This is a genomic window from Enterobacter sp. Sphag1F (genome assembly GCF_014193275.1).
Lineage (GTDB): Bacteria > Pseudomonadota > Gammaproteobacteria > Enterobacterales > Enterobacteriaceae > Pantoea > Pantoea symbiotica.
On record NZ_JACHZD010000003.1, the window covers coordinates 392,851 to 410,831 of the forward strand.

At 58.0% G+C, this 17,981-nt stretch carries 18 protein-coding genes; 13 read left to right on the forward strand and 5 right to left on the reverse strand.

The genetic code is table 11. From position 1 onward, the window contains the following. Nucleotides 1-14: 14 nt before the first annotated feature. A complete protein-coding gene (locus FHW71_RS12615; protein WP_179451875.1) occupies nt 15-935 on the reverse strand; it encodes a DMT family transporter in 921 nt (306 codons plus the stop codon). Between the two features lie 270 nt (nt 936-1,205). Here FHW71_RS12615 and FHW71_RS12620 point away from each other — a divergent pair, with 270 nt between their 5' ends. Genes FHW71_RS12620 through FHW71_RS12635 form a run of 4 tightly spaced genes read left to right on the forward strand, consistent with a single transcriptional unit; the run spans nt 1,206 to nt 4,535 of the window. Next, nucleotides 1,206-2,045 (forward strand): transporter substrate-binding domain-containing protein, encoded by an 840-nt coding sequence (locus tag FHW71_RS12620; RefSeq protein ID WP_061718305.1) that lies wholly within the window; start codon nt 1,206-1,208, stop codon nt 2,043-2,045. 2 nt (nt 2,046-2,047) lie between these two features. After that, on the forward strand, nt 2,048-2,758 hold the full coding sequence (gene pxpB, locus FHW71_RS12625; RefSeq protein ID WP_061718306.1) for a 5-oxoprolinase subunit PxpB: 711 nt from the start codon (nt 2,048-2,050) through the stop codon (nt 2,756-2,758). After that, on the forward strand, nt 2,755-3,741 hold the full coding sequence (locus FHW71_RS12630; RefSeq protein WP_179451874.1) for a biotin-dependent carboxyltransferase family protein: 987 nt from the start codon (nt 2,755-2,757) through the stop codon (nt 3,739-3,741). The genes pxpB and FHW71_RS12630 overlap by 4 nt, the downstream gene beginning before the upstream one ends. Before the next feature lie 20 nt (nt 3,742-3,761). Further along, nucleotides 3,762-4,535: a 5-oxoprolinase subunit PxpA gene (locus tag FHW71_RS12635; protein ID WP_179451873.1), complete on the forward strand. Its 774-nt coding sequence runs from the start codon at nt 3,762-3,764 to the stop codon at nt 4,533-4,535. 425 nt (nt 4,536-4,960) lie between these two features. Here FHW71_RS12635 and FHW71_RS12640 read toward each other — a convergent pair whose 3' ends face one another. Next, a complete protein-coding gene (locus FHW71_RS12640; RefSeq protein ID WP_179451872.1) occupies nt 4,961-6,163 on the reverse strand; it encodes a pyridoxal phosphate-dependent aminotransferase in 1,203 nt (400 codons plus the stop codon). 486 nt (nt 6,164-6,649) lie between these two features. Here FHW71_RS12640 and nac point away from each other — a divergent pair, with 486 nt between their 5' ends. From nac to FHW71_RS12670, 6 genes are all read left to right on the forward strand, one after another. Continuing rightward, on the forward strand, nt 6,650-7,573 hold the full coding sequence (gene nac, locus FHW71_RS12645; RefSeq protein ID WP_049851333.1) for a nitrogen assimilation transcriptional regulator NAC: 924 nt from the start codon (nt 6,650-6,652) through the stop codon (nt 7,571-7,573). A gap of 109 nt (nt 7,574-7,682) precedes the next feature. Continuing rightward, on the forward strand, nt 7,683-8,099 hold the full coding sequence (locus FHW71_RS12650; protein WP_179451871.1) for an acetyl-CoA carboxylase biotin carboxyl carrier protein subunit: 417 nt from the start codon (nt 7,683-7,685) through the stop codon (nt 8,097-8,099). A gap of 112 nt (nt 8,100-8,211) precedes the next feature. After that, nucleotides 8,212-8,964, forward strand: coding sequence for an SDR family oxidoreductase (locus tag FHW71_RS12655; RefSeq protein ID WP_008106954.1), 753 nt, complete (start codon nt 8,212-8,214; stop codon nt 8,962-8,964). Between the two features lie 22 nt (nt 8,965-8,986). Next, nucleotides 8,987-9,682 (forward strand): amino acid ABC transporter permease, encoded by a 696-nt coding sequence (locus FHW71_RS12660; RefSeq protein ID WP_179451870.1) that lies wholly within the window; start codon nt 8,987-8,989, stop codon nt 9,680-9,682. Nucleotides 9,683-9,687: 5 nt separating this feature from the next. Then, on the forward strand, nt 9,688-10,443 hold the full coding sequence (locus FHW71_RS12665; protein ID WP_179451869.1) for an amino acid ABC transporter permease: 756 nt from the start codon (nt 9,688-9,690) through the stop codon (nt 10,441-10,443). A gap of 9 nt (nt 10,444-10,452) precedes the next feature. Next, a complete protein-coding gene (locus tag FHW71_RS12670; RefSeq protein WP_286176210.1) occupies nt 10,453-11,190 on the forward strand; it encodes an amino acid ABC transporter ATP-binding protein in 738 nt (245 codons plus the stop codon). Nucleotides 11,191-11,286: 96 nt separating this feature from the next. On the opposite strand, the gene FHW71_RS12675 is transcribed toward FHW71_RS12670, so the two are convergent. From FHW71_RS12675 to FHW71_RS12685, 3 genes are all read right to left on the reverse strand, one after another. Then, complete coding sequence (locus FHW71_RS12675) at nt 11,287-12,456, reverse strand: Gfo/Idh/MocA family oxidoreductase (RefSeq protein WP_179451868.1); 1,170 nt, start codon at nt 12,454-12,456, stop codon at nt 11,287-11,289. A 10-nt stretch (nt 12,457-12,466) separates the two neighbouring features. After that, nucleotides 12,467-13,390, reverse strand: a complete 924-nt coding sequence (locus FHW71_RS12680; protein WP_179451867.1) for a TIM barrel protein — start codon at nt 13,388-13,390, stop codon at nt 12,467-12,469. A gap of 147 nt (nt 13,391-13,537) precedes the next feature. Continuing rightward, nucleotides 13,538-14,566 (reverse strand): LacI family DNA-binding transcriptional regulator, encoded by a 1,029-nt coding sequence (locus FHW71_RS12685; RefSeq protein ID WP_179451866.1) that lies wholly within the window; start codon nt 14,564-14,566, stop codon nt 13,538-13,540. Nucleotides 14,567-14,888: 322 nt separating this feature from the next. Here FHW71_RS12685 and FHW71_RS12690 point away from each other — a divergent pair, with 322 nt between their 5' ends. The 3 genes from FHW71_RS12690 to FHW71_RS12700 all read left to right on the forward strand — a co-directional run bounded on the left by FHW71_RS12690 (nt 14,889) and on the right by FHW71_RS12700 (nt 17,968). Next, nucleotides 14,889-15,926 (forward strand): Gfo/Idh/MocA family oxidoreductase, encoded by a 1,038-nt coding sequence (locus tag FHW71_RS12690; RefSeq protein ID WP_179451865.1) that lies wholly within the window; start codon nt 14,889-14,891, stop codon nt 15,924-15,926. A gap of 16 nt (nt 15,927-15,942) precedes the next feature. Continuing rightward, on the forward strand, nt 15,943-16,824 hold the full coding sequence (locus FHW71_RS12695) for a sugar phosphate isomerase/epimerase (RefSeq protein WP_007888450.1): 882 nt from the start codon (nt 15,943-15,945) through the stop codon (nt 16,822-16,824). A 124-nt stretch (nt 16,825-16,948) separates the two neighbouring features. Next, the gene (locus tag FHW71_RS12700) at nt 16,949-17,968 is read left to right on the forward strand and encodes a LacI family DNA-binding transcriptional regulator (protein ID WP_179451864.1); all 1,020 of its coding nucleotides are present in this window, start codon (nt 16,949-16,951) and stop codon (nt 17,966-17,968) included. Nucleotides 17,969-17,981 lie beyond the last annotated feature (13 nt).

The window sequence follows — 17,981 nt, forward strand, 5'->3', positions numbered from 1 at the left end:
CATAAATGGCAACCCTACGGCGTACTACTCACCATCGCCAGCTTACGCTGCCGATTTTCACGCCACACCGCAAAAATCCCGGCCAGCGCCACAATCGATGCGCCCAGCAAGGTGGTGCTGCTCGGCAGGCTGTTCAGGAACAGATAACCAATCAGCATCGACCACACCAGCGTGGTGTAATCGAACGGTGCCAGCAGTGAGGCATCGGCATAACGCAGGCTGAGCGTCACCAGAATCTGCGCCAGACCGCCAAACAGGCCGCAGCCCACCAGCAACAAGAGTTGTAATGCGCTGGGTTTGCTCCAGCCAAATAGCGCCGTCGCCAGGCCAATAAGGGTCGTCATTACAGAGAAATAGAACACAATCGCGCCCGGCTTTTCGATGCCGTTGAGGAAGCGGATTTGCACGTTAGAGGTCGCGGAACACAGCGCCGCAATCAGCGCAAATGCCACGCCAAGGCTCGCCGTCGCGTTGCTGGCACCTTGAGAAAGCAGCGCACCGCTGGCGCTCAGGCTGGAAGAGAGCATGATCAGAATGCCGGATAATCCCACCACCACCGCGATCCAGCGTGAAACCCGCACCCGCTCTTTCAGCAATATTGCCGCCATGATCACGGTAAACAGCGGCGCGGCATAGCTCAGCGCGGTGGCATCAGCGAGTGAGATATACACCAGCGCCAGATAGTTAAAATACATGCCGCCGGTGCCGGAGAAGCCACGAATAAAGTGACCAAACAGGTTATGCGTCTTGAGATTTTCCAGCACGTTACCCTGCATTTTTAGCCAAATCAGCAGCGGAAACAGCGCGATAAAACTGCGGAAAAAAATCACTTCGCCGGTGGGAATGGCACCGTTCAGCCCCTTCACACACGCCAGCATCAAGGTGGCGCACAGCGCGGCCACTATCTTCAATAACACGCCTAATCGGGCATTCATGCTTTTTCTATTCTCTCTACCACATGCAATCGGCGGGACTGCCGAGAGGACATGCGAACAGCCTGGCGAGAAAAGTGTGCGCTGGATAACACTTTTTTGCTCTGCCCGAATAGAAAGAACTTATGCGCCGCTTAGCCATATTTTTTTGCTATTGCACGACAGGGTTTCCCTCTTTTTCGTCTGAAAACAAAGCCGATATAGTCCAGAAAAGCGAGAAATCAGGCGCTCCGTCCCGGTGACGCCGTGGTATTCATCATTGAGGAAGTTCACATGACCATGAAAAGACGTACCACCATCGGGCTGGCACTGCTGCCGCTGCTGGCTATTTCGGCTGCTCATGCAGACATGATGGCGAACATCAAATCCAGCGGCGAGCTAAAGTGCGCGGTCTATTCGGACGTGCCGCCCTTCTCTTCCCCGGATCCGAAAACGCGTCAGCTGGCGGGCATGGATATCGATCTGTGCAACGCACTGGCGAAGCAGATGAACGTCAAACTGACGCTGGTGCCCACCTCGGTGGAAGCGCGTATTGCGGTGATTGCCACCGGTCGCGCCGACGTGCTGATCGCTAACCTTGCCTACACCAAAACTCGCGGCAACCAGATTCAGTTCAGCGATCCTTATTACGTCGCCAAAGAGATGCTGCTGGTGAAAGCGCCGTTGGCCGACAAGCCGCTGAGCTATTTCCAGGGCAAACGCATCAGCGCCACCAAAGGCACCACCTCTGAGCAGTCGATCCACATTAAAGGCGGCAAAGCGGTGACCTTCCAGGATTCGGCCTCCGCTTTCCTCGCGCTGGAGCAGAACAAATCGGTCGGCTTCGTCACCAACACCATGACCGGCATCAAAACCATTTCACAGGCGAAAAAAGACGGCATCAATCTGGCGATGATCAAAGAGCCGATGGCGCTGGAGCCGATTGGTGTCGGCATGAAGCGTGATGAACCGGCGCTGCTGGCCAGCGTCAACAGCAGCCTGAAGGCGATGGACGATGACGGCACCATCGACAAAATCTGGGATACGTGGATTGGGCCCAACACCGAATACAAAATGGTGCGCGAAGAACGCGTACAGCCGCTCTCCAGTCTGAAATTTGAACCGCTGGAATAACCATGCCCGTGAAGTCGCACTCTGCTCTCCCGCCCGCCAGCGCCCCCGCGCTGGCTTGCTCCTCTGATATCAAGCTCTCCACCATTGGCGCACGCGCGTGGCTGGTGGAAGCGCCAGGCGGTTTCGATCTCCCGGCACAGCGGCGCATTTGGTCGCTGGCGCGCCTGCTGCATGCCGACGAAGCAATTGAAGCGCTGATCCCCGGCGTCACCAATCTGCTGGTGTTGTTCCGCCATATTCCAGCCGATGAAACCGCCGTGCGCATGCAGCTGCACGCTGCCTGGGATCAGGCGCAGGCGGTAAGTCCGCAGGGCAAACTGATTGAAATCCCAGTGCATTACGGCGGTGAACATGCCACCGATCTCGAGGCGGTATGTCGCCATACCGGCTTAAGCCCGCGCGAAGTGGTACGCCTGCACCATCAAAGCGAATACACGGTGTTTGCGCTGGGCAGCGCGCCGGGCTTCGGTTATCTGCATGGTTTGGATCCGCTTCTCGCAACACCGCGCAAGAAAGTGCCGTCGCTCAGCATGCTAAAAGGCACCGTCACCATCGGCGGCGCACAGGCGGGCGTTTCGGCGCTGACCGGTCCGAACGGCTGGAACGCGATTGGTTTTGCCGAGCTGGCGGTATTTGACCCGCTGGCAGCATCACCCGCGCTGATGGCACCGGGCGATCGCATCCGCTTTCTGCCGCAGAGGATTGAGCTGTGATTGAGATCGAACAGAGCGGTGCGCTGAACACGGTGCAGGATTTAGGACGCTTCAATTATCGCCACATGGGCGTATCGGTGAGCGGCGCGATGGATCCGCTGGCGCTGCGTGCCGGTAATCTCCTGCTCGGCAACGACGAAAATGCAGCGGCGATTGAAGTGCAGCTGTTTCCGTTCCGCGTACGTTTTTTGCAAAACAGCAGCATCGCGGTGACCGGTGCCGATTGCCGCGCCACGCTGGATGGCACGCCGCTGCCGCCGTGGTGGGGCTGTGGCGTGCGCGCCGGGCAAGTGCTGGAGCTGCGTTATCCACGCAGCGGCGCGCGTGGCTATGTGTGTATTGCTGGCGGCATTGATGTGCCGCTGGTGCTCGGCTCGCGCAGTACCGCGCTGCGCGGCGGCTTCGGCGGCGTTGAAGGACGCCCGCTGCAGCGTGGCGATCGGCTGGCGCTCGGCGAAAGTCGCAGCCCGGCACTGCCTCAAAGCGGCATCGGCATCGAACCGCCAGACAGCGCATTACGCGCCAGTTTTCCCCGCAACCGCGCCGGAGACATTCAGCTGCGCGCCATTCCCTCCGGCGAATACCCGCTGTTTGCCACCGATGCCGCGCGTTTCTGGCAGCAGTCGTGGCAGGTATCGAATCAAAGCAATCGCACCGGCTATCGGCTTTCAGGCGATCCGATCTTCCCGTCAGAAACCGTTGAGATGCGATCGTACGGGCTGATCCCCGGCATTGTGCAGGTGCCGCCGGGCGGCGAACCGATCATCCAGCTGAGCGATGCCAACACCGCTGGCGGCTATCCGAAGATCGCTGGCGTGATCGAGCAGGATCTATGGCGGCTTGGACAAGTGCTGCCGGGCCAGTCGATCCAGCTGATCCAATGTGATGTGCGTGAAGCGATCGCCATCGAACAGGAAGTCACGCGCTGGCTGAGCCGCTTGCGTCTCAGCTGCCAGCCACTGCGTAAAGCACTTACCGTATAATCCGCACAAGGAAACCAGGCATGAAGATAGATGTGAATTCCGATATGGGCGAAGGCTTTGGCGTTTACCAGCTATGCGATGACGCCGCGCTGATGAAAGTGGTGTCATCGGCCAATATTGCCTGCGGCTTTCACGCCGGCGATCCGGCGATCATGAGCAACATGGTGCGGCTGGCGAAGGCACACGGCGTTGGGATTGGCGCGCATCCCGGTTTACCGGATCGTCAGGGTTTTGGCCGCCGCGAACTGCCGTTTAGCGCCGAAGAGATTTGCCAGCAAGTGGCCTATCAGCTCGGCGCGCTCACGGCGATTGCCCGCGCGGAAGGCACCTATGTTTCCCACTTCAGTTTCCACGCCGCGATGGGCAACATCGTCAACCGCGATGCCGCGCTGGCGCAACAGGTGATGGAATTGGTGGCGCGCATCAATAGCGATCTGATCATCTTCGCCCAGCCCGATACCATCATCGAAGCCGCCGCGCAGGCGGCTGGCCTGAAGACGCTGACGCTGTTTCTGGCGGACCGCGCCTATGACGCACAAGGCCGCTTAGTTCCACGCGGCATTAACGGTGCGGTGATCAAAGAGGAAGCCGCCTTGCGCGCCCGCGTGCGCCAGTTTTTGCAGCACGGCACGGTGACGACGATTGAAGGAGAAGAGATTGCGGTGCGAGCGCGCTCGATTCTGGTTCACAGCGACACGCCAGGTTCACTGGCGCTCGCCACCATTGTGCGCAGCGAAATCGAAGCCTGCGGCCATCAGGTCGCTCCGGCCGCAGAAGTTATCGCGCAACAATGACAGTACCCGAACGGGTTTTTCGTAGGGTGCGCATTCATGCGCACCAGGCCACCATGAATGGCGACCCTACGGAATTAGTCACGATTGTGAGTCAGAAAATTGCATTGCTACTGCAGCGCGGGTGTTGAGGCGACATCCCAAACCGCTGAGCGAATGAGGGATTCCAGGGCGAGCCGCATGGATGCGGCGAGAGGTGGCGCTGAGCAGGAGCGAATCGCCACCGGTCCGTCAGGAATCGTGAATGAGTGAAGGTACCGCGCAGCGGCGGGTTGGGCTGGCGCAGGGCCCGGGAGTGCAGAGGGCGTGGCCAGGACGCCCTCTGCTCGGTCGCCGCACCAAGGTGCTGCAACTGCTTTGCACATGGCGAACGAAAGTCGCTCTGCGCTTAACTGAGCGGCATTACGCCATTTATGGCGACCTGGACATCAAACACAACCACCACAAAACGCCGCAATACGATCGCATCCCGTCTCTAACCGCTCCATGCTCGTGGCATACGACAACCGGATAAACGGGCTCATGCCGTACGCCTCGCCCTGCACTGTCACCACGTGCTGCTCCTCAATCAGCGCCAGCACAAAATCGGCATCATTAGTGATCAACCGGCCACCGGCACTGGTTTTGCCAATGTAACCCGCGATATTCACAAACAGATAAAACGCACCCTCCGGTTTGTGGCAGCGCAGGCCGTCAATCGACGTCAGGCGCTCCAGCACGTAATCGCGGCGCTGACGATAGATGTGCGCGCGCTCCTGCAGCAGATCCTGCGGGCCTTCCAGCACCGCTACCGCCGCTGCCTGGGTTAAGGTGCAAACGCCACCGCTGTTCTGCGTATTCACGTTGCTCATTGCTTTGATCAACGGTGCCGGGCCGCCGCAAAAGCCCAAACGCCAGCCGGTCATTGACCAGGCTTTCGACACGCCGTTCACCGTCAGTACGCGGTCATAGAGACGCGGCTCAACCTGCGCCAGCGTGTAAAAACGCACATCGTCATAAATCAGGTGTTCGTAGATATCGTCGGTCATGATCCACACCTGCGGATGGCGCAACAGCACCTCGCCCAGCGCGTGCAGCTCCGCTTTGCTCGCCACCGAACCGGTGGGATTGCTCGGATAGTTGAGCAGCAGCCATTTGGTTTTGTCGGTGATGGCAGCATCTAAATCGGCAGGCAGCGGCTTGAAGCCGTTCTCCTGCGCACATGGCAGCGCCACTGGAACGCCACCGGCGAATTTGACGATATCGGCATAGCTGATCCACGACGGCGTCGGGATCACCACTTCATCGCCCGGATTAATGGTCGCGAGGATCGCGTTAAAGATGATCTGCTTAGCGCCGCCGGCGGTGAGGATCTGGCTGACGTCGTAATCTAGCTGATTATCGCGTTTGAACTTCAGCTGGATCGCCTTGCGCAGTGCTGGCGTGCCGTCGGTAGGTGGATAGCGCGTATCTCCGGCGCGCGCGGCGGCGTAAGCGGCTTCAATCGCATGAGGTGGCGTGGGGAAATCGGGTTCACCGGTGGAAAGCGCTACCACATCAATGCCCTGCGCGGCGAGATCGCGGGCCTTTTGGGTCATAGCAACAGAGGCAGAAACGGTGACATTCTTTAATCGATCGGCTATCTCGGGCATGGGTTAATCCTGGCTCAGTGTCAGCATGAACGGCTTGCAGCAAGCTGCAAACACGACGTTTACCAGAGGATAGGTTTTTGCCCGAAGCGTCGGTTAATAGTGCTTTGTTGTGGTGATATAACACAAAGCGATGACTGAACCGACCGCACACTTTCGCCATAAAGGTGACGAGCCTGATGTGGAAATGCGCGGCAGGTCACGCGCCAGCGCCTGACGCAATGTTAATAGAGTGTTACTTTGAGTGCCGGTTAACAGCGCGCAATGCCCGTTTACTCACTCCCATCATCGCCAAATCTAATGAGTGAATCGCACCATACCAGTGCAAAGGTCGCTGTTTTACCCTCGCCGTCACGGCAACTGTCCAACTCAGCATCGGCCTTAGGAGGCACTGTGGCTCTACCCTCCTGTCTGAGTTCACTCGCGAAAGCTTATTTTGGCATCAAGTTTGCTTGATACCCGCTATGCGTTCTGTTGGAGGAAGCGTTCATGAATCTTCGTCGCCTGAAGTACTTTGTTAAAATTGTTGATGTGGGCAGCCTTACCCAAGCCGCCGATATTTTGCATATTGCCCAGCCCGCGCTGAGCCAGCAGCTGGCTACGCTGGAAGGGGAAGTGAATCAGCAACTGCTCATTCGTACCAAGCGCGGCGTGACGCCGACCGAAGCCGGTAAAACGCTCTATTCCCACGCGCAGGCGATTTTGCGCCAGTGCGAACAGGCACAAAGTGCCATTGAGCTGGTTGGCGCTTCGCTGAGCGGCAGCGTCTCCGTTGGTTTAGCGCCGGGCACCGCCGCACAAAACCTCGCATTGCCGCTAATGATGGAAGTGCAGCAGCAGCATCCCGGCATCGTGCTCTACTTCAATGAGAACTTCGGCACCACGCTGAGCGAACTGATCATGAATGGCCGCATGGATATGGCAGTGATTTACGATCACCGCACCATTCACGGCCTGCGCTTTATGCCGCTGATGAAAGAGGATCTCTACTTCGTCTGCCCGTTCAGCCTCGCGCAACCGGTGAAAGAGATCCCGCTGGCGCAGGTGGCGCAATACGATCTGTTCCTGCCGCGCGTCTATAACATCATGCGCAAAGTGCTCGACGATGCCTTCGTACACAACAATCTGCAGTACCGCGTGAAATGCGAGATCGAGTCACAAACCACGCTGAATGCCGCCCTGAGCGCCGGTCTCGGCACCACCATCATGCCTGAATCCGCTGCGCGCGCGATGCTGAAAAGCGGCGATGCGTGGATGGCGAAGATCGTCGATCCGGATGTGCAGGTATCGCTGTCGTTCTGCATGTCGGATCACCTGCCGCTGTCACAGCCGGCCGAAGCGGTGAAATCGATCCTGCTGTCGCTGATGTCGCGCCGCAACGTTGAGAATCATCCACTGACCTTAGTGGGATAAGTCCCGCTTATTGCCGCAAAGCGAAACCCTCTTACTGCCCGTATTGCGAACGCGCTAGATTACGATTTTGCCCGCTCTGGCGGGCGTGTTTCGCTTTGACGGGAATTCCATGGATAAAACCGCAATACCGCTGCCGACGCTGCGCGCGCTGGCGCGCAAGATGCAATCCTCCGGGCTGAACAGCCTGGCGCTCGATGGCAAGCACTGGTCGGTGCGCTTGACCTTCGCCGCCACGCCAGCCGCGCCCGCGCCTGCCACGGTTCCCGCCGCTGAAATCCTCCCCATCACGCAACGCATCGGCGCACCGATGCCCGGCACGCTGCTGCGCCGCCATCCGCATAGCCAGCAGGATTTTGTCGCGCCCGGCCAGCAGATTGTGGCCGGTGAAGTGGTGGCGCTGGTGCAGGTTGGGCCGCTGTATGTGCCGGTGATCAGTCCGGATAGTGGCACGGTGCAGTCGTTCGCGGCAGAGCATTTGTCAGCGGTGGAGTATGACGAGGACCTGTTGACGTTTCGGTCGCCATAAATGGCGGGCGAACAGGGTTATAAGGGGCGCTTATTGCCTCAAAATTTTTATGTCTTATGCCCTTGCGGCATAACTGCATACAGTCAAAAGACGCCATAACGAGGAGAGGCAGATGCCATTTTCAGATTACAAAACCGCGCTGGTAACCGGCGCATCCGCGGGAATGGGCGAAGCGATCGTTGAGCGCTTGTGCAAAGAGGGCATCACCGTGCACGCGGTGGCGCGCCGTAAAGAGCAACTGGCGGCGCTGGCCGATCGTACCGGCTGTATTCCGCACGCGGTGGATGTCAGCGACGTCAACGCGCTGACCGCGCTGTGCAAAGATCTCGAAATCGACATTCTGGTCAACAACGCGGGCCTGTCGCATCCGGGATCGATCCTTGATGCCGATGAGAACGTGATTGAAACCCAGGTTGACGTCAATCTGCGTGCGGTGCTGCATCTGTGCCGTTTGCTGGTGCCGGGCATGGTGAAACGCGATCGCGGCCACGTCTTCAACATCACCTCAATTGCTGCCATCTACAACTTCAACGGCAACTCGGTATATCACGCCACCAAAGCCGGTGTGCATGCCCTTTCGCGCCAGCTGCGCGTCGATTGCTACGGTGCACGCGTGCGCATCACCGAAATCTGTCCGGGCCGCGTCGCCACCGACATCTTCGGCAACGTGTCAGGCGATCACGAAGAGGCGCGCCGCCGCTTCATTGATGGCTTTGAACTGCCGCAGGCCAAAGATATCGCCGACTGCGTCGCCTTCGCGCTCGCGGCACCGCTGGCGGTGAATATTGGCAACATCGAAATCACCCCAACGCTGCAGGTGCCGGGCGGTCTTTCCACTATGCGACCGGGCGACCACAGCGCGTAATTTGCGACCATGAGGTAACAGAATGGCTCTCGATTTCAGCAGTGTGATAACCGGCCAATACGGCCAGATGATCGTTGACGGAACGGTGATCACCCTTGAACTGGCGTTGGGTGCCTGGCTGCTGGCAATGGTGCTGGCGCTGCTTTTGGTGGTGATCCGTCTGACTGAAAACCGCATCGCGGTCGGGCTGGTCAAAGCCTATGTCTCTTATCACCGCAATGTGCCGACGCTGATCCAGTTGATGATGTGGTACTTCGCCATTCCCACGCTGCTGCCGGAAGCGCTGCAGATGTGGATCAACAACTACAACGCCGAGTTCCTGTTCTCCCTCACCGCGCTGGGCCTGTGTCAGGCGGCGTACTTCTCTGAAGATATCCGCAGCGGCCTGCGCGCCATTCCCAACGGCCAGAACGAAGCCGCGCGCGCACTGGGCATGAGCTACGTGCGCGCCATGCGCGGCGTGATTCTGCCGCAGGGCATTCGCAACGCGCTGCCCGCGGTGATCAACCACACGGTGCTGCTGTTTAAAAACACCAGCCTGGCGATGGTGATTGGCGTGGCGGATCTGACCTATGTGACGCGCGATATTGAGAACCAAACGTTCCGTACCTTCGAATCCTACATCGTGGCGACCGTGGGCTATCTGTTCTTCTCCCTGCTGCTGATGGGCCTTGGCGCACTGCTGGCCCGCCGCTTCCAGCGCGTCTATGCGAGGTAATGGCGATGTTTGAGATTTTCACCATTTTGCATGACAACGGCATGCTGCTGTTGATGGGCCAATACCCGAACGGTCCGATTGGCGGCGTGCTCTGTACGCTACTGATCTCGGTGCTGGCGGTGCTGCTGGCGTTTCCAATTGGTGTGCTGCTAGGCCTGGCGCGTCTGTCGCCGTGGCGCTGGCTGAGCTGGCCCGCCACCGGCTGGGTTTACCTGCTGCGCGGCATCCCGCTGATGATGGTGGTGTTCTGGACTTACTTCTGTGTGCCGCTGCTGATTGGCCACAACATCAGCGGCTTCGCCACCATGCTGTGTACGCTGGTGATCTATGAAAGTGCCTATATCGCGGAGATCGTGCGCGGCGGCATTCAGGCGTTGCCGCACGGCCAATACGAAGCATCGCGCGCGTTGGGCATGAGCCACCTGAAAACCCTGCGTCTGGTGATTCTGCCGCAGGCGCTGTTCAACACCTTGCCGAGCCTGGTTAGCCAGCTGGTGTCGATCATTAAAGACAGTACGCTCGGCTACGTGATCAACGTGCCGGAGCTGACTTTTGCTGCCAATCAGGTGAGCAATCAGCTGCTGACCAAACCGTTCCAGGTGTTCGCCATTGTGGCGCTGAGCTATTACCTCATCTGCTTCAGCCTTACCTGGCTGGCCAATAAACTCGAAGCGCACATTGCGCAGAAACGTCGTCAACCGCCGCAGCCAACGCCCAGCATAGCGCCTGCGGTGATGCTGACTAAAACCTCTTCGCAATAAGGAAACCGCATGGGACCGATGATCATGTTTAATCAGGTCAACAAATGGTACGGCGCGTATCAGGCGTTGACCAACCTGAGCGCCGAGATTAATCCCGGTGAAGTGGTGGTGGTGTGCGGCCCGTCCGGTTCGGGCAAATCAACGCTGATCCGCACCGTTAACCGCCTGGAACCCATCGATGACGGCCAGATCGTGTTTGATGGCACCGATATTCACGGCAGCAGCACGCGCCTCAATCAACTGCGCACGCGCATCGGCTTTGTGTTTCAGAGCTTCAACCTGTTCCCGCATGTGTCGGTGGCCGAGAACATCATGATGTCGCCGATGAAAGTGCTGGGCGTGAAGCGCAGCGAGGCGCGTCGTCAGGCCGGTGAATTGCTGGAACGCGTCGGCTTAGCGCATAAAGCCGATGCCTATCCGGCGCAGTTGTCTGGCGGCCAGCAGCAGCGCGTGGCGATTGCCCGCGCGCTGGCGATGAAGCCGCCGGTGATGTTGTTCGATGAACCGACTTCGGCGCTCGATCCAGAGATGGTCGGCGAAGTGTTGTCGGTGATGCGCGGTCTGGCGCAGGAAGGAATGACGATGATGTGCGTGACCCACGAGATGAATTTTGCCCGTGAAGTGGCGGATACCATCTGGTTTATGGATCAGGGACAGATTCTGGAGAAATCACAGCCGGAACAGTTCTTCACCCAGCCGCAGCATCCGCGCGCGCAACGCTTTCTCAGCGATTTGCGTTCTAATTAATTGTAGGGTCGCCATTTATGGCGACCTGGTCAATAACCGCACCTACCCTTTGTAGGGTCGCCATTCATGGCGACCTTGCCAATCACCGCACCTATCTCAACAATCCACCCACACCGCACCCGCATCGGCGGATTTCACGCACTGCTCCACCCAACGCACACCCATCAAACCGGCATGCGCGCCGGGATACCAAAAGTCCTTGAGGAACGCCCGATCGCCACGATCGGTAGCATCCATTGCCAGCGCAAAACGGCGATAAAGATTGGACCAGGCTTCAAATAATCCTTCCGGATGCCCGCCGCCAATACGGTCGTCAGCCAGTGCGCTTTGATGCAGATAACCCATGCCGCGCTCGAGAATCTGCACCGGCTCGCACTGCACTTCATAGCGCAGCTGATTCGGCTGTTCGTCCCACCACTCCAGGCTGGCCTTCTCGCCGATCACCCGCACTTTCTGGCCGTGCATCGAACCGCAGTTCACCGCCGATGCCCACATGGTGCCGACCGCGCCGTTGTCGTACTCCATCATCACGAAGGCGTTATCCTCTAGCGGCGCACGGGTTTTGACAAAGCTCTGGCGGCTGCACAGCAGGCGTTTTACCTGCAGATGCGGCACCATGGTTTCAGCGATAAACAGCGGATGCGTCGCCAAATCGCCCAGCACATAGCTCGGCCCGACGAAACGCGGATCGACGCGCCACTTGGTGCTTTCGTTCTGTAATTCAACCGCTTGGTTATGGAAGCCATGCGCGAACTGCATGTTGATGATGCGGATCTCGCCCAGCAAACCTTCCGCAATCATCTCGCGCGCCTGATGAATCAGCTGATGGCCAGCATAACCGTAGGTCACGCCGATGATTTTCTTCTTCTCGGCGCACAGCTGTTCCAGCTCATCGGCTTCGGCGGCGGTGAAACACAGCGGCTTCTCGCACACCACATGCAAACCCGCATTGAGCGCGGCGCGGCAGATGGTGAAGTGCGTGTTGTTAGGCGTAGCGATCGATACCGCTTCAATGCCGTCCGGACGCGCCGCTTCTGCCGCAAACATCGTTTCGTAATCCGCATAGCAGCGATCGGCGTCAATTCCCAGCGAGGTACCAAAGGCGCGGCCGCGCTCGGCGTTGATATCGAAGGCGCCCGCCAGCAGCGTGAAGTTGTTGTCACGCGTGGCCGCCGAACGGTGGATATACCCAATCTGGCTGGTACCGCCGCCGCCAACCATGCCCCAGCGCAGCGAGCGATCCAGAGCTTTAATGCCGTTAATCATGCTGTTCTCCTCAGAATCCGACCGATTGCAAATAGTGCAGGCTGGCGGTGACGTCACGCAGGCTGGTGTCGGCATCGCGCGGATCGCGCTCCTGCTCGACGGTGATCCAGCCCTGATAATTGCGCTCTGCCAGGAAGGCGCGCACCGCCGGATAATCAATCGCCCCTTTGCCAATCGGGCACATCACACCTTCTGCGCAGGCAGCAAAGAAATCGACGCCGCGCGCTATCACGTCGCGCCACACCGCGTCGTTAACATCTTTGAAGTGCAGGTAATCGATGCGATCCCAGTAGAGGCTGAGATAAGGAATCGGATCCATGCCGGAGTAGTACAAATGCCCGGTGTCGAGGCACAAACCGGCTACCTCGTGTGGGATGTCTTCCACCAGCTGTTGCAGCTCGTCAGCGAACTCAATGCAGCCGCCGGCATGCGGATGGATCACCGCGCGCACGCCATATTCGTTCCAGGCAATCTGGCTCAGCGTGGTGATGTGCTGCATCATGCGCTGCCACTCCTCATCTGACAGGCGCGGCGCCTTGTCGGATTGACCGGCATATTTGGCGCGTTCTGGATTACCGAAGTCGATAATGACCAGATAAGGCGCAGGTTTGTTGTCCACATGGGTTTTGGTGGCGGTCGGCACCAGCGACAGGTTGCGGCAAATGTTGTGCGTCAGCTCAACCATCGCCGGGAAATTGGCTTCACTCACCAAATCATCAAAGATGGTGCCCGCCACCAGCGACAGGTCGTGCGCTTCCAGCTGCTGGCGCAGTTCGGCAGGTTCAACCGGCAGATAGGTCCACGGGCCCAGCTCAATGCTTTTATAACCGGCCTGTGACGCTTCACTCAGGACTTTCTGCCACGGCGGCAGGAAAGGATTTTTCGGGTCATCAACGCCCCAGCTACAGGGCGCGTTAGCAATATGAATAGTCATGATCGTTCCTTGCGGTAGTGGATAGCGCAAGTATCAAACAAATATTTCATCGCCAACAACCATGAAACATTCATTTTTTGATAGCGATCATAGTATTTCGCATCATAAAAATGATAGAAAACACATCAAATCCAGCAATGACGCGCTTTACAGGTTTTCACGCGTGACGATATCGAACGGCAGGATGATCTGGGTGAAATGATCGCCCGGCTCCGCATGATGCTGCTGCACCATCTGCGCTAAACGCATGGCCATTTCGTCGATGCGGTTGCGGATCATCACCGTAATGGTGCCATCAATCAGCGCCAGCTCGCCCTCCTTCACCGGACCATGACAAATCAATGCCACCTTGCGCTGCGGCTGCTGGCGCAACGCGTGAATCACGCCCTCAATACCGCCGCACGGCGCGAAGATCAGCGCCAAATCGGCATGTTCTTCCAGTAATTGACGCGTGGAACGGTAGCCGCCATCAATCGATTCATTGGTCTTCAGCGGCTCCAGCACGCGCCGCGCACTGTCCTGTTCGCGCAGATAGGAGCGGAAACTGATCTCATTACTCTCCTGACAGATAAAGCGATGGTCGCCCACCAGCACACCGACCGAGCCCGGCTGATGCAACAGATGCGTGGCAATCCACGCGGCAGTGCGCCCGGCTTTTTGGTTATCCAGACCGACATAACCAGCGTGGCCGCACGGTGAAAAGTTGGAAAACAACGCATAAACCCGCACGCCCTGACGCGATATGTTTTCAATCGCATGGCGAATCAGCGGGTGATCCAGCGCGACCAGGCCAATGGCATCCACCTGCTCGGCCAGCGCATACAGCGAGGCCACCACCGCTTCCACATCATCAATGTCGTGCCAGGTAAACAGCGGTTCGCTGCCTGCCGGATGAAACGGCTGCGTATGCTGGCGCAGCGCATCGGTGAGGGAATGATAGAACGAGTAGGATTTTGACAGCAGGATAAAGCCCATGCGCAGCGTTACGCTTGAGGCGGGCGCGATGCCGCTCAGCAGCGGCACATTGCCGATGCGATAGCCGAGGCGATTGGCCGCTTCCAGCACCTTCTGCTCCGTCGCGGCGCGCACCGGCGCACGACGGTTTAATACGCGATCAACGGTCGCCACGCCAACACCGGCAGCGGCGGCAATCGCGGTCATAGTGATTTTACTCATGCGCTATTTCCAGATTAAAAAATGATAATAAATTATCAAAAATAATGCCCTAACCCGCGATAAATCACCAATCCTCAAACGCAGAAATCATCATTAAACGGCATTGAGTGATAGAGAATCTCTCAGTATTTTGATCGCCCTCGCAAAAAAGAAATAACTCATTTCATTTCCATACCATTCAGAATAAATGTTTGATATTTATTGGCGCATTAAAGGCGGTTTAGGCTGATGGTTTCACATCAGAAAAAGAGTAGAGACTGCGGTTGGCTCTTCCTACATTTAACGCGATCTGCCTTAAAAAGGTCGAATAAACGGAGATACCATGTTCCCTACCACTTTACCTGTCCCGCGTCGTCATCCTGTCCATCAAATTCCTGCGCTGCGCTGGGGCATTGTCGGGCCCGGCTGGATTGCCGATCACTTTGCCAACGCGCTGCGCCACCATACGCAGCAGCAGCTGGTGACGGTCTCTTCGCGCAGCCTCGATAAAGCGCAAGCCTTTGCCACTAAATGGGAAATCCCGCATGCGGTGGAAGGCATTGATGCGTTGCTCAGCCGCAACGATGTCGATGTGGTATATATCGCCACGCCGCACAATCACCACTTCAACGACGGTCTGCGAACCTTGCAGGCTGGCAAACATGTGCTGATTGAAAAACCGCTGGCGCTCAACGCGCAGCAAGCCTTGCAGCTGCAACAGGCAGCACAACAGCAGCAGCGCCTGTGCGTTGAAGCGATGTGGTGCGACTTTGCGCCGAAATACGATGTGATTCGCCAGCTGTTAGCCGATGGCGCATTAGGTGACGTTCATACGCTGCTGGCCGATCATGGCGAGTACTTCACCGAAGATCACCGCATTTTCAATGCAGATTTGGCGGGGGGCACCATGCTGGATCTCGGCAGTTATCTGCTGGGGTTGAGTATTTTGGTCGGCGGTGCACCCGCTAGCATTACCGCCGTGGGCCAGCCCGCGCCGGGTGGCGTCAACGGACAGGCGTCGATGCTGCTGACCCACGCCAACGGCATGCATTCGGTGCTGAATACCACGCTGTTCAGCAACACGCCTGGCACCGCCGTAATCGCCGGTCGTGATGCCACGCTTTATCTCGACGGCCAGTTTTACGCGCCGGGTAACTTCCGTCTGACCTCCAGCGATGGCCGCCACACGCTGCGCTGGGAAGAACCGGCTAATCGCTATATTCAGCTCAGTCATGAAATCGAACATACCGCCTGGTGTATTCATCAGGGCCTGACCGACTCACCTGTGCGTCCGCTTGCCACCTCGCTGGCGACCTTGAACGCGATGGATGAAGTGCGACAGCAGATCGGTGTGGTCTTTAATGAAGAGCGCACCGCTTAACGCTCAGGAGAAAACTATGAAAATCGCTTTTGATGTGGATGTAATCAGGGATCTTGGCATCACGCGCATGGTGCATCAGGTGGCGGAATGGGGCTACAAGTACATCGAGCAGTCGCCGCATCCGCAGATCAACCCGTTCTATAAACATCCGAAAGCCAGCCGTGAAATCATGCGCGAATACAAAAATGCGCTGAATGCCACCGGGCTGGAAATCTCCTCGTTTATCACCGTTTATCGCTGGTCTGGCCCGGATGAACTGCGTCGTCAGGCGGCGGTGAAGAACTGGAAACGCATGATCGAGATCGCCGTCGAAATGGGTGTGCAGGTGATCAACACCGAGCTGTCGGGCAATCCCAACGAGCCGGAAATTTGTGAAGAGATGTTCTATCGCTCGATGGAAGAGCTGCTGCCGATCATCGAACGTGAAGGCATCCGCGTTGAAATTCAGGCGCATCCGTGGGATTTCTGCGAGCAGAGCAACGAAACCGCTGACATTGTGAAGTCGTTCCGCAGCGAAAACGTGAAGTACATCTACAGCGCACCGCACACCTTCTATTACGACAAAGGCGTGGGCGATGTGAAGAACATGCTGCATTACGCGGGCGACGATCTGTCGCATATGCTGATCGCCGATACCATGAACCACACCAAACACTGCCGCTATATCGTCAACCCGCCAGGCGTGGATGCCACCATCCACCAGCACGTGGCGGTCGGTGAAGGCGAAGTGAATTTCGATGCGCTGTTTGAAGCGCTGCGCGAGATGAATTTCGCCAACCGCACCTTTAAGGTCGGCGGCGAGTCGATTATCTCAGCGGCGCTGTTTGGCTATCCGGAAAAGATGAAGTATCAGGCGGTGGAAACCCGTGAGCTGATTGAGCGTGAGCTGTTGGGTTAAGGTAAGTGCGGGCTGATGCCCTCACCCTAGCCCTCTCCCACGGGGAGAGGGAACAAAACAGTCCCTTCTCCCGCTGGCGGGAGAAGGTTAGGATGAGGGCCCGCTCTGATGGAATGCACGCAACATGAAAGCAGTGACGCTGGCCGAGCTGGCAAAACAACTGGGCGTTGGTGTCGCCACGGTTGACCGGGTAGTCAACGATCGCGGCGGCGTATCGCCCGCCATGAGCAAAAAAATCCTGCAGGCAGCGCGTGACGCCGGTTTGAAACGCATTCTGCCCGAGGAGCATCGCCATCCGTGGCAGATCGAAGTGCTGCTCAGCGGTAACGCCTCCTTCTTCTTCCAGCAACTAGCGCAAGATTTTGCCAAACTCGCCGACGAACTCGGTTATCGCCGTCTGCGTCTGCATCGCACGCTAATCCCGGAAAACGCGCCGGAGAAACTCGCCGCGCACATCACCGCCAGCAGTAAAAAGATGGACGCGCTGATCGTCTTCGCCCATGAAAACCCGCTGATCTACGATGCGCTCGCCGCCTGTAAAGCGCGTGGCGTGCCGGTGATCACCCTGGTCGCCGATCTGCCCGATGCCGCGCGGCTGTGCCACGTCGGCATCGATCAATACAAAGCCGGACGCACCGCCGGTTTGATGCTCGGCAGCATGCTGTCGCAGCCGGGTGAAGTGGTGTTGATGAGCGGACGCGCCGATTACGCAGCGCATCGCCTGCGCATTGAGGGTTTTCAGGCGGTGCTGGCCGAACGCTTTCCGCAGCTGCGCCTGCGCGAGATTCTTGCCGGTCAGGATGAACGCGAACGCATCAGCCGCCTGTTAGAAAAAACGCTGGCCGCCTCGCCGCCGATTGTTGGGCTGTATAACACCGGCATTGGCAATACGCAGGTGCACGAAGCGCTGGCGCGGCATCGGCTCGACGGCAAAGTGCTGTACGTCACGCACGAGTTGTACAGCACCACGCGCAGGCTATTGCAGGATCGCGTGCTGACCTTAACCCTCGATCAAAACACCCTGCGCCATGCCCAGCTGGCCTTAACGCTGATGCTGCGACATCTGGAAGAGGGCGAGATTCCCGACACCTATCAGCCCGGTAAAGTGGACTTTATGCTGTTTACGCAAGAGAACTTTACATAATCGGACTTTGCGT

Excerpts from the sequence above, each read along its gene's own strand:
- FHW71_RS12675 (WP_179451868.1), bottom strand. The coding sequence starts at position 12,456 with ATGATTAACGGCATTAAAGCTCTGGATCGCTCGCTGCGCTGGGGCATG.
- FHW71_RS12700 (WP_179451864.1), top strand. The coding sequence starts at position 16,949 with ATGAAAGCAGTGACGCTGGCCGAGCTGGCAAAACAACTGGGCGTTGGT.
- nac (WP_049851333.1), top strand. The coding sequence starts at position 6,650 with ATGAATCTTCGTCGCCTGAAGTACTTTGTTAAAATTGTTGATGTGGGC.
- FHW71_RS12620 (WP_061718305.1), top strand. The coding sequence starts at position 1,206 with ATGACCATGAAAAGACGTACCACCATCGGGCTGGCACTGCTGCCGCTG.
- FHW71_RS12635 (WP_179451873.1), top strand. The coding sequence starts at position 3,762 with ATGAAGATAGATGTGAATTCCGATATGGGCGAAGGCTTTGGCGTTTAC.
- FHW71_RS12665 (WP_179451869.1), top strand. The coding sequence starts at position 9,688 with ATGTTTGAGATTTTCACCATTTTGCATGACAACGGCATGCTGCTGTTG.
- FHW71_RS12660 (WP_179451870.1), top strand. The coding sequence starts at position 8,987 with ATGGCTCTCGATTTCAGCAGTGTGATAACCGGCCAATACGGCCAGATG.
- FHW71_RS12640 (WP_179451872.1), bottom strand. The coding sequence starts at position 6,163 with ATGCCCGAGATAGCCGATCGATTAAAGAATGTCACCGTTTCTGCCTCT.
- FHW71_RS12680 (WP_179451867.1), bottom strand. The coding sequence starts at position 13,390 with ATGACTATTCATATTGCTAACGCGCCCTGTAGCTGGGGCGTTGATGAC.
- FHW71_RS12695 (WP_007888450.1), top strand. The coding sequence starts at position 15,943 with ATGAAAATCGCTTTTGATGTGGATGTAATCAGGGATCTTGGCATCACG.
- pxpB (WP_061718306.1), top strand. The coding sequence starts at position 2,048 with ATGCCCGTGAAGTCGCACTCTGCTCTCCCGCCCGCCAGCGCCCCCGCG.
- FHW71_RS12655 (WP_008106954.1), top strand. The coding sequence starts at position 8,212 with ATGCCATTTTCAGATTACAAAACCGCGCTGGTAACCGGCGCATCCGCG.
- FHW71_RS12650 (WP_179451871.1), top strand. The coding sequence starts at position 7,683 with ATGGATAAAACCGCAATACCGCTGCCGACGCTGCGCGCGCTGGCGCGC.
- FHW71_RS12690 (WP_179451865.1), top strand. The coding sequence starts at position 14,889 with ATGTTCCCTACCACTTTACCTGTCCCGCGTCGTCATCCTGTCCATCAA.
- FHW71_RS12670 (WP_286176210.1), top strand. The coding sequence starts at position 10,453 with ATGGGACCGATGATCATGTTTAATCAGGTCAACAAATGGTACGGCGCG.
- FHW71_RS12615 (WP_179451875.1), bottom strand. The coding sequence starts at position 935 with ATGAATGCCCGATTAGGCGTGTTATTGAAGATAGTGGCCGCGCTGTGC.
- FHW71_RS12685 (WP_179451866.1), bottom strand. The coding sequence starts at position 14,566 with ATGAGTAAAATCACTATGACCGCGATTGCCGCCGCTGCCGGTGTTGGC.